The sequence below is a fragment of the Streptomyces sp. GMY02 genome (genome assembly GCF_019056675.1).
GTDB lineage: Bacteria > Actinomycetota > Actinomycetes > Streptomycetales > Streptomycetaceae > Streptomyces > Streptomyces odonnellii.
Genome location: NZ_CP077658.1, coordinates 7,682,892 through 7,695,860, shown reverse-complemented (window position 1 = coordinate 7,695,860; position 12,969 = coordinate 7,682,892). Strand labels below are relative to the sequence as shown.

Annotated in this window: 10 protein-coding genes; 7 read left to right on the top strand and 3 right to left on the bottom strand. The window is 69.5% G+C overall.

Annotated elements, in window-relative coordinates; translation table 11 throughout:
- Positions 1-141: 141 nt before the first annotated feature.
- Positions 142-1,074, top strand: a complete 933-nt coding sequence (locus tag KQY30_RS32770; RefSeq protein ID WP_217310154.1) for a LysR family transcriptional regulator — start codon at positions 142-144, stop codon at positions 1,072-1,074.
- A gap of 184 nt (positions 1,075-1,258) precedes the next feature.
- Here KQY30_RS32770 and KQY30_RS32765 read toward each other — a convergent pair whose 3' ends face one another.
- A complete protein-coding gene (locus tag KQY30_RS32765; protein ID WP_217311445.1) occupies positions 1,259-2,902 on the bottom strand; it encodes a FadD7 family fatty acid--CoA ligase in 1,644 nt (547 codons plus the stop codon).
- A 267-nt stretch (positions 2,903-3,169) separates the two neighbouring features.
- Here KQY30_RS32765 and oxc point away from each other — a divergent pair, with 267 nt between their 5' ends.
- The 3 genes from oxc (at position 3,170) to KQY30_RS32750 (ending at position 6,903) form a co-directional block, all read left to right on the top strand.
- Entirely contained in the window at positions 3,170-4,927 is a 1,758-nt protein-coding gene (gene oxc / locus KQY30_RS32760; protein ID WP_046497071.1) for an oxalyl-CoA decarboxylase, read from the top strand.
- A 72-nt stretch (positions 4,928-4,999) separates the two neighbouring features.
- Positions 5,000-6,256, top strand: coding sequence for a formyl-CoA transferase (gene frc / locus KQY30_RS32755; protein ID WP_217310153.1), 1,257 nt, complete (start codon positions 5,000-5,002; stop codon positions 6,254-6,256).
- Positions 6,257-6,474: 218 nt separating this feature from the next.
- The gene (locus tag KQY30_RS32750; RefSeq protein ID WP_217310152.1) at positions 6,475-6,903 is read left to right on the top strand and encodes a DUF2267 domain-containing protein; all 429 of its coding nucleotides are present in this window, start codon (positions 6,475-6,477) and stop codon (positions 6,901-6,903) included.
- 87 nt (positions 6,904-6,990) lie between these two features.
- Here KQY30_RS32750 and rfbA read toward each other — a convergent pair whose 3' ends face one another.
- Positions 6,991-7,869 (bottom strand): glucose-1-phosphate thymidylyltransferase RfbA, encoded by an 879-nt coding sequence (gene rfbA, locus KQY30_RS32745; protein WP_217310151.1) that lies wholly within the window; start codon positions 7,867-7,869, stop codon positions 6,991-6,993.
- Between the two features lie 186 nt (positions 7,870-8,055).
- Between rfbA and rfbB the strand changes: the two genes are divergently transcribed.
- Positions 8,056-9,039, top strand: a complete 984-nt coding sequence (gene rfbB / locus KQY30_RS32740) for a dTDP-glucose 4,6-dehydratase (protein ID WP_217310150.1) — start codon at positions 8,056-8,058, stop codon at positions 9,037-9,039.
- A gap of 99 nt (positions 9,040-9,138) precedes the next feature.
- Here the strand turns inward: rfbB and KQY30_RS32735 are convergent, their stop codons facing one another.
- A complete protein-coding gene (locus KQY30_RS32735; protein WP_217310149.1) occupies positions 9,139-9,582 on the bottom strand; it encodes a PAS domain S-box protein in 444 nt (147 codons plus the stop codon).
- 143 nt (positions 9,583-9,725) lie between these two features.
- Between KQY30_RS32735 and KQY30_RS32730 the strand changes: the two genes are divergently transcribed.
- Complete coding sequence (locus tag KQY30_RS32730) at positions 9,726-10,025, top strand: antibiotic biosynthesis monooxygenase (protein ID WP_217310148.1); 300 nt, start codon at positions 9,726-9,728, stop codon at positions 10,023-10,025.
- Positions 10,026-10,109: 84 nt separating this feature from the next.
- Entirely contained in the window at positions 10,110-12,872 is a 2,763-nt protein-coding gene (locus KQY30_RS32725; protein WP_254407432.1) for an ABC transporter substrate-binding protein, read from the top strand.
- The last annotated feature ends 97 nt before the right edge of the window (positions 12,873-12,969 follow it).

Sequence of the window (12,969 nt, the reverse complement as noted above, 5' to 3'; positions counted from 1 at the left end):
TCACCCCCGGCGGCACTCCCGACAGGGCGTCCGAAAACCGCTGGTTGGGCGGTTGATAAGTAGGATGATTCAAGGTGTCACCGGAGTAAGCGGAGTCCGCGGGTTGATTCCGGCGCGGTGTCCGGCAGGGAGGAGTCGCTGATGCTGTTCCGTCAGCTTGAGTATTTCGTGGCGGTGGCCAGGGAGAGGCACTTCGCGCGGGCCGCGGAGTCCTGCTACGTCTCCCAGCCCGCGCTCTCGGCGGCGATCGCCAAGCTCGAACGCGAGCTGAACGTCACGCTGATCAACCGGGGGCACAACTACGAGGGCCTCACCCCCGAGGGAGAGCGGCTGGTCGTCTGGGCCAAGCGCATCCTCGCCGAGCAGGACGCGTTCAAGGCCGAGGTCGCCGCCGTCCAGTCCGGCATCACAGGCACCCTGCGGCTCGGCACGGAACCGACGGCGTCGACGACCCTGGCACTGCCGGTCGCCGCGTTCTGCGGGGCACATCCGCTGGCCAAGGTGCAGGTGCACTCCCGGCTGTCGGCGAGGGAACTGCACCGCCAACTCCGCGAGTTCGAGCTGGACGCGGCGATCTCGCACTTCGCGCCCGAGGAACGCGAGAGCCTCCAGGTGGTGCCGCTGTACCAGGAGCGGTACGTACTGCTGGCCTCCGGCGACCAGTTGATGCCCCAGACGCACACCATGACCTGGGCGGAAGCGGCCCAGTTGCCGCTCGCGCTGCTCACCCCCGACATGCGTATCCGCGAACTCATCGACAGTGTGTTCGCGGAGGCCGGGGTGGTGGTGACCCCGCAGGTGGAGACGGACTCGGTGGCCTCGCTCTACGCGACCGTGGGGGTCGGCGACTGGGCGAGCATCGTGCCGCACACCTGGCTGCGCGCGATGCCGGTGATCGGCAGGACCCGGGCCGTACGACTGGTCGCCCCGGACGCCAGGGCGACGGTGTCGGTGGCGATCCACTCGGCGATCCCCGGTTCGATAGCGGCGCGCGCGTTTGTGAACGCGGCGACGGGCCTGTCGCTGGACGAGTTCTTCGACCAGCCGCTGCCGACCGAGCACCGGGTGAGATAGGGCCGACCGACCCCGCGACGAACCGGCCGGCCCCAGGGGGTGTCGTGCCGGGCTCGCGGAGTCCGGCACGATCAACAAGACACCCCCACGCCCGTAGGCCACCGACCCCGCGCCGGCCGCGCGGGCCCGTGGCCCATGGGTGATGTTCCCCGGCGCCCCCCGGCGCCGGCGTCGGTGCGCGCCGTCAGCCGGCGCCGGCGACGCCCGAGCCCGCGCCCGGCTCCGCTGTGTCTCCGTCCCGGCCGTACAGGGCGACCACCGCCCGCCGGTCGAGACCGCCCTTGGCGGTGTGCGGCAGTGCGGCGACGACTTTGAGACGGTCGGGCAGTTCGACGGCGGACAGCCGGTGGCGGCAGTACTGAAGGATCTCCCCGGGACTGATGATCTCGCCCTCGCGTATCACGACGGCCGCGCCCACCCGCTGCCCGTACACCTCGTCGGGCAGCGCGAACACCGCCGCCTCGGCGACCCCGGGACACCCGGCGAGGACGTCCTCGACATGCTCGGGCGAGATCTTCTCGCCGCCGCGGTTGATGAGGTTCTTGATGTGCCCGGCGAGGAAGAGATAGCCGTCCTCGTCGAGGGAGCCCAGATCGCCCGTGCGCAGCCAGCCGTCGGTGAAGCTGTGCGCCGTCTCGTCGGGGTCGGCGAGATAGCCGCGGGTGACGGTGGCCCCCCGCAGCCACACCTCGCCGCGGACTCCGGGCGGGCAGGGGCGCCCGTTCCGGTCGACGACACGGAGGTCCACCCCGGTCGAGCGTCCGACGGACCCGTGCTTCAGGGGCCCGTAGTCCGGCAGCGGTTCGCTGGTCACCTGGTGGGTGGCCTCGGTCATCCCGTACGCGGAGAGCAGCGGCGCGCCGAGGGTGCGCTCAAGTGCCCGCTGGGTGGCCGTGTTGAGAGGGGCGCTACAGCTCCGTACGAATCTCAGGGGCGCGACCTGCGGGCCCGGGTACTCGTGCGCCGACCGGTCGAGGAGGATCTCGTGGATGGTGGGGACCGCGGTGAACCAGGTGGCGGCCACGGCCTGGACGTCGTCCCAGAAGGTGTGCGCGGCGAACCGGCCGCGCTCGGGCAGCAGGACGCATCCCCCGCTGCCCAGGGTGGCGAGCAGTGCCGCCAGCAGACCGTGGCCGTGGAAGAACGGCATCACCGCGACCGTCGCGTCGCCGGGGCCCAGTTCGTAGGTGGCGCAGATGTCCCGGAGGGAGGCGGCCACATTGGCGTGGGTGAGCGGGACCATCTTGGCCCGGTCGGTGGTGCCCGAGGTGAACAGGACGAGGGCGTCCCGCGCCGTCAGCCCCTCGCCCGTGGCCGGGACGTCCCGGGGCGCCAGCGCGCCGGTGTCGAGGGTGGCGGTCGCCGTGCCGGTACGGGAGATGTCCACGCGCAACGGCCAGGCGGGGACCGGGACCCGGGCGACCGGTTCGGCGTCGGGGGCGGTCGGGCCGAGGAGGACCGCCCGTGCGCCCAGCGCCTCGACGCGGGCGGAGAGCTGAGCCTCGGGCAGCGCCGGGTCCAGCGGGGCGACCACCACGCCGGCCCGTGCCGCGCCCAGCAGCGCCACGACGAATTCCGCGGTGTTGGCGCCGACGAGACCGACCGCGTCGCCGCGGCGCAGCCCCGTACCGGTGAGCCGGGCGGCCACACTGTCGGCCAGGGCGGCGAGGGCACCGTACGACAGGCCCAGCCGGTCGCCGGTGACAACGAGCGCGCGGGCGTCGGGCCGGTCGCGCGCATGCCGGTCGAGGAGATCGACGAGGCCCGTGACCGCCGGGGGCCGGTACGGACCCGTGTCGCGCACGGATGCCGCGGTCGGGACGGCCATGGCCACCACCTCCTCGTACAGATCTGTTGAATCCGTCACCTGTCGAGCCTGCTCGGGCACGCGGTGTGCGTCCAATACGCGCTGACGAACAGTCGATAGCGAGTATCTATCAAGGGAGGCCGCCACGTGGCGCGAGCTGCGGCGACCACGCTCGATAAATGTTGTTTATCGGCTGGTCGCCGATAGGTCTTGGACGGCCCGGCGCGCGGCACCGAAGGTGGGACAAGAAGCCGAACAGGCATGACTGCCCAAGGAGGACCTCGGACCATGACCGCCCCCTCTGCACAGGAGACCGCGGCTACCGTCGACGCTCCGGCCGAGCTCACCGACGGGTACCACCTGGTCGTCGACGCGCTGAAGATGAACGATGTCGACACCATCTACGGGGTGGTCGGCATCCCGATCACCGATCTGGCCCGCCTCGCTCAGGCGCAGGGCATTCGCTACATCGGCTTCCGTCACGAGAGCAACGCCGGACACGCGGCGGCGGCGGCCGGCTATCTCACGAAGAGGCCGGGGGTGGCCCTGACGGTGTCGGCGCCGGGCTTCCTCAACGGCCTTGTGGCGCTGGCCAACGCCACCACGAACTGTTTCCCGATGGTGCAGATCTCGGGCTCCAGCGAGCGGCACCTCGTCGACCTCAAGCAGGGCGACTACGAGGAGATGGACCAGCTCGCCGCCGCGCAGCCGTTCGTCAAGGCCGCGTACCGGGTGAGCCGCGTGGAGGACATCGGCCGCGGTATCGCCCGTGCGCTGCGCACCGCGATCTCGGGCCGTCCCGGCGGTGTCTACCTCGACATCCCCGCCGCGGTGCTGGGTTCGATCATGGACAAGGAGGAGGGCGACAAGACGCTGAGCCGGCTGGTCGACCCGTCGCCGCGCCAGCTTCCCGCGCCCGAGGCGGTCGACCGCGCCATCGAGATCCTGGAGGGCGCTCAGCGCCCGCTGGTGGTGCTCGGCAAGGGCGCCGCGTACGCGCAGGCCGACGAGCGGATCCGTGAGTTCATCGAGTCCACGGGCATCCCGTACGTACCGATGTCGATGGCGAAGGGCCTGCTGCCCGACAACCACCCGCAGTCGGCCGCGACCGCCCGTTCGCTGGCGCTGAAGAAGGCCGATGTCGTGATGCTCATCGGCGCACGGCTGAACTGGCTGCTGAACCACGGCGAGGCTCCGCAGTGGAACCCGGACGCCAAGTTCATCCAGGTGGACATCGAGCCCAAGGAGCTGGACAGCAACCAGCCCATCGCGGCCCCGCTGGTCGGGGACATCGAGTCGGTGCTCGAAGCGCTCTCCGAGCGGACCAAGCCCGGCCGGATCACGGCGCCCACCGCCTGGCGCGAGGAGTTGGCGGCGCGCTCGAAGCAGAACGTCGCCAAGATGGCGGAGCGTCTGAAGGCCGACCCGCACCCGATGCAGTTCATGGGCGCCCTGAAGGCGGTACGTGACGTCATCCACGAGCACCCCGAGACGTACCTCGTCAACGAGGGCGCCAACGCGCTGGACATCGCGCGCAATGTGATCGACATGCATGTGCCGCGCCACCGCCTCGACAGCGGTACGTGGGGTGTCATGGGCATCGGTATGGGCTACGCGATCGCCGCGGCCGTCGAGAGCGGCGAGCCGGTCGTGGCCGTGGAGGGCGACAGCGCCTTCGGCTTCAGCGGGATGGAGCTGGAGACGATCTGCCGCTACAAGCTGCCGATCGTCACCGTCATCATGAACAACGGCGGTGTCTACCGGGGCGACGACATCAACCCCCTGGAGTCGGACGACGACCCGTCGCCGACGACCCTGATGCTCCAGGCGCGGCACGACCTGATGATCGAGGCGTTCGGCGGCAAGGGCTACCGCGCGACCACGCCCGCCGAGGTCACCGCGGCCCTCACCGAGGCGCTGGCCTCGGGCGGCCCGGCCCTCATCGACTGCGCGATCGACCCGTCGGCCGGCACCGAGAGCGGTCACATCGCGCACCTCAACCCGAAGGGCATCACCGTCGGCAACATCACGCCGGCGAAGAAGTGAGCGACCGGCTCACCGCACTCCCCCGTACACCACACCCTCCGTACCGAGTTCATTCACAAGAAGGAAGCCACCATGAGTGACAAGCCGCTCGCCGGAATCAAGGTGATCGACTTCACCGGGGTCCAGGCCGGTCCCGCGTGTACCCAGATGCTCGCCTGGTTCGGCGCCGACGTCATCAAGGTCGAACGCCCCCAGGGCGGCGACGTGACCCGCAACCAGCTCCGGGACATCCCGGACCTGGACGCGCTGTACTTCACCATGCTGAACAGCAACAAGCGTTCGCTGGCGATCAACACCAAGACCCCCGAGGGCAAGGAGGTCATGGAGAAGCTGATCCGCGAGTCGGACATGCTGGTCGAGAACTTCGCGCCGGGCGCCATGGACCGTATGGGCCTGAGCTGGGAGTACATCCACGAGCTGAACCCGCGGCTGATCTTCGGCTCGGTCAAGGGCTTCAACGACGACTCGTCGTGGTCCGACCTCAAGGTGTACGAGAACGTCGCGCAGGCGGCCGGCGGCGCCGCGTCCACCACCGGCTTCTGGGACGGCCCGCCGACCATCAGCGGCTCGGCCCTCGGCGACAGCAACACCGGTATGCACCTGATGATCGGTCTGCTGACCGCGATCATCCAGCGCAACGCGACCGGTCTGGGCCAGAAGGTGTCGGTGTCCATGCAGGACGCCGTGCTCAACCTGACCCGCGTCAAGCTCCGCGACCAGCAGCGCCTGGAGAAGGTCGGCTACCTGGAGGAGTACCCCCAGTACCCGCACGGCGAGTTCGGCGACGCGGTGCCGCGGGGCGGCAACGCGGGCGGCGGCGGCCAGCCGGGCTGGATCCTGAAGTGCAAGGGCTGGGAGACCGACCCCAACGCCTACATCTACTTCACGATCCAGGAGCAGAACTGGAAGCGCACCGCCGAGGCCATCGGTCACCCCGAGTGGGTCGAGGACCCGGACTACACGACCGCCCGGGCCCGCCAGCCGCGCATCATGGAGATCTTCGGCGAGATCGAGAAGTGGCTGGCCGACAAGACCAAGTACGAGGCGGTCGACATCCTGCGTGAGTGGGAGGTGCCCTGCGCCCCCGTGCTCAGCATGAAGGAGCTCGCCGAGGACCCCGACATGCGCAAGAGCGGCACGATCGTCGAGGTCGAGCAGAAGGACCGCGGCACGTACCTGACGGTCGGCAGCCCGGTCAAGTTCTCCGGCTTCAAGCCCGACATCAAGGGTGCTCCGCTGCTCGGCGAGCACACGGACGAGGTCCTGGCCGACCTGGGCTACGACGCGTACGCCATCGCCAAGCTGCACGAGGACAACGTCGTCGCCTGATCCGCGGCGGCCTGCTGATCCGAGCGGCCTGATCCGAGGCAGCCCGACCCGAGGCGGCCGGATCCACCAGGGTGCCCCGCGCGCGTTCCCCGCGCGCTGGGCACCCTTATGCGTGGTACGGCGGGCCCGCGCGGGGGCCGGATGAACCCATTCGCCTGCCATGAGTGGCACACAGGACCGTTCGTGACCTTAAATCGGACAGCCGAAAGGATCACGAGATGGTCGACACAGGATTCCCTTCGTTCGACACCATGGTCGACAAGGCGAACCACATCCTCAATGAGATCGAAAAGGCCTATGGATGGCCCAAGGACCGCAGGAAACAGTCCTATGCCGCGCTGCGGACGGTTCTGCACCAGCTACGGGACCGGCTGCCCGTCGATGAGAGCGCGCAGTTCGCCGCGCAGTTGCCGACGCTGCTGCGCGGTATCTACTACGACGGCTGGAAGCCCTCGGAAACACCGGTGAAGATGCACAAGGAGGAATTCCTGGAGCGTGTCCGGCAGGATTTCCGCTACTCGGTGGAAGGCGGCACCGAGCAGTTGGTGCACACCGTACTGACCGTGCTCCAGCAGCACATCAGCGAGGGCGAGTGGAAAGACCTCAAAGCCCGTATGCCCGCGTCGCTCGCCGCTCTCCTCCCCTGACGCTCCCGCCGGCCGACGGGACTCCCCGATCCGGGCGGCCGGCGCTCTCGGGACGGTGCTCTCGGGACGGTGCTCTCGGACCGGGCCTCAGACCGGGGCCAGTTCCCGCGCGATCGCCATGACGTACTCGCCGTAGCGCGACTTGCCGAGCCGGGCGCCGAGCCCGTAGCACTCGTCGCTGTCGATGTAGCCCATGCGCAGGGCGACTTCCTCGACGCAGGCGATGCGTACGCCCTGCCGCTCCTCCAGTGTGCCCACGTACTGCCCGGCCTGGAGGAGCGAGTGGGGCGTACCGGTGTCCAGCCAGGCGAAGCCCCGGCCGAGATTGACGAGGCGGGCGCTCCCCCGCTCCAGATACCAGCGGTTCACGTCGGAGATCTCCAGCTCGCCGCGGTCGGAGGGCTTCAGATTCTTCGCCACGTCCACCACGGTGTTGTCGTAGAAGTAGAGCCCGGTGATCGCGGTGTTGGAGCGCGGTTTCTCCGGCTTCTCCTCGATGGAGACCAGCATTCCGTCGGGGCCGGTCTCGCCCACACCGTACCGTTCTGGATCCTGCACCGGATAGCCGAAGAGGACACAGCCGTCGACATCGCGGCTGTTCTCGGTGAGAACGGAATAGAAGTTCTGGCCGTGGAAGATGTTGTCGCCGAGGATGAGCGCGACCGAATCGTCACCGATGTGATCGGCGCCGATGACAAAGGCCTCGGGCAGCCCGTTGGGCCTGGCCTGCTCCTCGTACTCGATCCGCAGTCCCAACTGGGAGCCGTCGCCCAGCAGTCGGCGGAACTGCGGAAGATCCTCCGGGGTGGAAATGATCAGGATGTCCCTGATACCGGTGAGCATGAGGACACTGAGCGGGTAATAGATCATGGGCTTGTCGCCCACGGGGAGCAACTGTTTGGAGACGGCCAGGGTCAGCGGCTGGAGCCGGGTGCCGGATCCGCCCGCCAATATGATCCCCTTCATCAGGTCACTCCCGTTCGTCGATTCCGGTGAAGCCGCGCGCCCACGGAAGCCGCGCGCCCACAACTGAGCCATGCCGTATTGGAGCCTCTCTCGACACCGGCTCGAACAGCCCGCGGAACGGCGGGGCGGAAGTCATCTCAAGTGGCCGTCCAGCTCCGTGCGAGGCGGCGTTCCTAGCGTCCGGCCATGACCAGAGTGCTTGTCACAGGCGGAGCGGGTTTTATCGGCTCCCATTACGTGCGTACGCTGCTGGGGCCCGGCGGGACCGGCGATATCAGCGTCACGGTTCTGGACGCCCTGACATACGCGGGGAATCCGGCCAATCTCGCCCCGGTCGACGGCCATCCCTCGCTGGAATTCGTCGAGGGGGACATCTGTGATGTGGAGCTGGTCGACGCGCTGATGGCCGGACACGACCAAGTGGTGCATTTCGCGGCCGAATCCCATGTCGACCGGTCCATCCGCGATGCGTCCGGCTTTGTACGGACCAATGTGGTGGGGACGCAGAATCTGCTCGACGCCGCGCTGCGCCATGGAGTCGGGCCTTTTCTGTACATCTCCACGGACGAGGTCTACGGCTCCATCGAGAGCGGTTCCTGGACCGAGGACTCCCCGCTGCGGCCGAACAGTCCGTACGCGGCCTCCAAGGCGGCCGGGGACATGCTCGCCCTGGCCCAGCACCGGACCCATGGGCTGGATGTGCGGGTCACCCGGTGCTCCAACAACTACGGCCCGTACCAGTTCCCGGAGAAGCTGATCCCCCTGTTCGTCACCCGGCTGCTGGACGGCGGGGAGGCGCCGCTGTACGGGGACGGCGGCAACATCAGGGACTGGCTCCATGTGACGGACCATGTCCGCGCGGTCGAGCTGGTCAGGACGCGGGGGCGGGCGGGCGAGGCGTACAACATCGGTGGCGGCACACCGCTGGCCAACCGGGACCTGGTGGATCTGATCGTGCGCGCCTGCGACGCGGACTGGGGGCAGATACGGTACGTCGAGGACCGCAGGGGCCATGACCGGCGCTACTGCGTGGACCACACCCGTATCACCGAGGAACTCGGCTACCGGCCGACCGTGGACCTGGCCGCCGGTCTGGCCGAGACGGTCGCCTGGTACCGGGCCAACCGGTCCTGGTGGGAACCGCTGACGGCCGCCGCCTCACTGATCTGACCGTGGCTTCGCGCGCCGTCCCGCGTCCCTGCCGTCCCGCGCCCCTGGGGACGGCAGCGCTTCCGCGGCGGTACGCGGAACGCGGTCAGAACTCGGAACTCAGGACGCGGCGCGGTCCTGAGCCGCCTCCATCAGGCGCTTGCGCGTCTCCCGCTCCTGGGCCCGGCGCGCGGTGACATCGCGGATGACGGCCGCGACATACCCCGGACCGCCCTCGGGACCGGCCAGCAGCATCACGCTGAACTCGATCGAGATCGTCCCGCCGGACGCGGTCAGCGCCGGTACGTTCAGCAGGTCGTTGTCGCCGTACTTGGTGACTCCCTCGGCCATGGCCACCTGGAAGCCGTCCCAGTGCCGCTTCCGGTGTTTCTCCGGGATGATCACATCCAGGCTGCGGCCGTCGACCTCGGCGGCGGTGAATCCGAAGATGCGCTCCGCGCCGCGGTTCCAGTAGCGGATCAGTCCTTCACCATCGATGATCACCATGCCGTCGGGTGCCTGGGCCGCCATCCCCAATATGACTTCGGGGTTCAAGTCTCCCATGTCGCCTCCACATCGAAGCAGTCGGTCACCGTCACCCTACAGAGGCCCGGGTACGAAGATCCCGGTCCGGGGCGGGCGGCTGATCCCGCGAAAGCTCCATGTCCGGCCAGGACAAGCCCCGGCACCTGTGTCAGGATCGTCCCATGGTTACCGAAATCGCGATCATTGATGTCAAACCCGGCGAGGAGGCCGCCTTCGCGTCCGCGTACCGGGACACGGGTCATGACCTGCTCGCCACCACACCCGGGTGTGTCAGCGCGGCGATGCACCAGAGCAACGAGACGCCGACGCGGTTTGTCGGTGTGAACGAGTGGGAGTCGACGGAGGCGCACCTCGACAACTTCCGTGGCACGGACCGTTACGCGAGGTACGGCGCGGCCCTGCGCCCCTATCTGGCCGGAGCCCCGCTTGTAGAGCACTTCGACGACATCATGCACTGCTGAGTCAACTCGGCGTTTTTATCGGGCGGTTGAGAGCGGTTGAGGGAATAATCCTTGTTTCTCAGGGGGAACGAGGGGGGCCTGCTCATGACCGCGGGGGATTCGCAGAGCCGTATTCCGGCGTATCCGGGCGTCGAACGCTTCGTCGACGCGTTCGACAAGTTGGTGGCACAGTCCCGGCGCAGCCGCAGCAGAGTGCCGGTCGTCCTGCTCCATGAGCCGGACGGCGGCGACGCGGGGCGCCGGATCGTCGCCGGGCTCCGCTCCCGGATGCGCGGCCGGAGCGAGGTCCTCGCCCCGCACGCGTATATCCCGCAGATCCCGGACGGGGCGGACCCCCCGCCGCTGGAACTCTTCGAGCATCTCACCCTCCAGCTCGCCGAGACCATGCCGCCCGGCACGGGCGAACTCCGCCTGCACAGCTACCGGTTGCTGCGTTCCGTCGTCACCGCGCCCGCCATCGAGGGGCTGATGGAGCGCCGCCACGCCGAGCTGCGCAACCACTGCTACGCGGAACACCGCAACTGGTCCCGCACCGCCCAGACCCTGTGGTGGCTCGGCGGCCGTGACCAGGCCAGCGGCGGCACACTGCTGGAGCTGTTGTGGAACTTCGTCGCGGGCCCGCTCTTCCAGCGGCTGCCGCGCGCCCTGTTCGGCTGGCGCGCCAACCGCCGGATGCTCGGCCGGGCGCGCAGCCGTAGCTGGTACGCGGAGTGGGTGCGCCGGCAGCACGGCAGCCCGCCCACCGACTTCTTCCGGTCCGCGCTCGACCTCGTGCACGGCGAGCCGGGCAATGAGCCGGAGCGTATGGACCGGGTGCTGATGCACGCCCTGCTGGCCGATCTGGACCAGGCGTCACGGGCCCGTCTTCTCAACCCGTGGCGGCGGCGCCGTACATCACGCTTCGTACTGCTCTTCGACGGTGCCGGGCCCGCCGATTCGCGTGTCCAGCGCTTCTTGCGCGAACTGCGCTCCGCGGTCGAGGACTTGCGGTGCACATCGGTGTTCGCGGTGGCGGGCGGCGTACTGTCACTGGCCTCGCGCATCCCCGACATCAACGCCTCAGGACTGGCCCACGCCGGTGCCGAGCTGATCAATATCGAGCGGCGCGGGATGACTCCGGGGCAGCCGACCGGCATTGTCGTGCCGGTGGCCGAGGGACCCGAGGACGATCAGGCCGCGGTGTACTGGCTCGGCCGCTGGCCCACTCTGGTGACACCGTCGCCGCGCTGGGGTCCCGGCGCCGAGGTGGCCGGGGTGCTCGGCATCGGAGCGGCGGCACTCGCACTCGTCGTCGGTCTGATCCTCGTACCGGACCTGGGAGGCGGCGAGAAGGACGATCCGTGCCAGGGTTCCACCTTCCTCGGTACGGACGGGCAGTGCGTCGGTGTCGCCGAAGGCGCGGCGGAGTTCGGCAACGCGCCGAGCGAGCAGGCGTTACGAGCCGTGCTCCAGCAGATCGAGCGGCAGAACTCGGCGCTCGACAGGGAGTTGGCGGACCGGCCCGCCGACGACCCGCGACCCGGCCGCCGCACCGTCGTCTACTTCGGCCCGCTCACCGGCGGTGAGAACGCGGAAGACCCGGTGCGCGGCGGTACGTTGGCGGAGCTGCGCGGCATCGCGCTGGCGCAGCGGCACATCAACACGCAGGCGCTGCGGTCCGGTGAGCGCGTCCCGCTGCGGGTGCTCACCGCCAACGCCGGTGACCGTTTCAAGGACGCGCCCGCCGTCGCGGAGCGGGTGGCCGAGCTGGCCGCGAGCGATCCGTCCATCGCGGGTGTGGTCGGCTTCGGGCAGAGCCGCCGCAATACGTACGACGCGATACGCGTCCTCGACAAGGCGGGCATCCCGATGGTCGGCACCTCGGGCACCGCCGATGAACTCCTGCGTCAGGGCGAGCACTACTACCAGACCGCTCCCACCGACGCGCGGGCGGCCGAGGTGATGGCGGTGTTCGCGTCGAACGCGCGAATGACCGCGGGCGGGCAGAAGGCACGCCGGGTGAGTCTGGTCGCCGACGCCACCGACGCGTACAGCAACAGCCTTGCCGCGTCGTTCCGTTCGTCGTACGGGCAGGCGCGTACGGACGTACTCCTCTACACCCCGACCGACGCGCCGGAGCCGGGGCCGGTGCCGGGCGCGCTGGGCGGGCGGCCCGTGGCGACCGTGGAGGATCTGGCGCGGGAGGTCTGCGGCGCGGTGCGCGAGGATCCGCGGACGGCGGTGGTGTGGTCGGCGCGGGCCAGCCAGTTCCAGGTGTTCCTGGCCGAGATCGGCCGTATCTCCGGCGACTGTCCGAAGATCGGTGTGCTGGCCGGCGACGATGTCATCAACATACTCACGGACGACCGGCGTCCCCTGGACGACTTCAAGGGCCTCACCCTCTTCTATGTCTCGCACGGCCACGCGCCGTCGCTCGTGACGCGGAGCCCGGAGGCGGCGGCCTTCCTCTCCGCGTACGACCGTGCGTACGGCGGCGACCGCAGTGCCCGGACGAGGGCCATGCGCGAGGACGGCCATGTCGCACTCGCCTGGGACGCGTTGCGCTATCTCGCCGAGGGCATCGACCAGGCCTGGCGCACCACCGGCGGCCAGGACGACCGTCTGAACAGGGTGTTGCTGCAAGGCGTGCTCTACCAGGGCCTGGGCGGTGGCGGGTTCGACGGCGCGACCGGCCGTATCGACGCGCACGGCGCGGCGGGCGGGGGACGGCTGACGGAGGACAAGCTGCTCGCGGTGGTGCGGGCCAGCGGCGAAAGACCGGCGACCGAGCTGCTGTGCGGCAGGGTGTCACGCGAGGACGACCGGACGGCGTGGGGGCCGGAGGACGATCGGCACCCGTGCCCATAGCCCCGGGACGCGGTCGCGGCCATGACTCCGGAGAAGCAGGCCGACTCGATCCGCCCTGACGCACTGAACGCGTCCTGGCTTGTGGCAGGTGACCTCG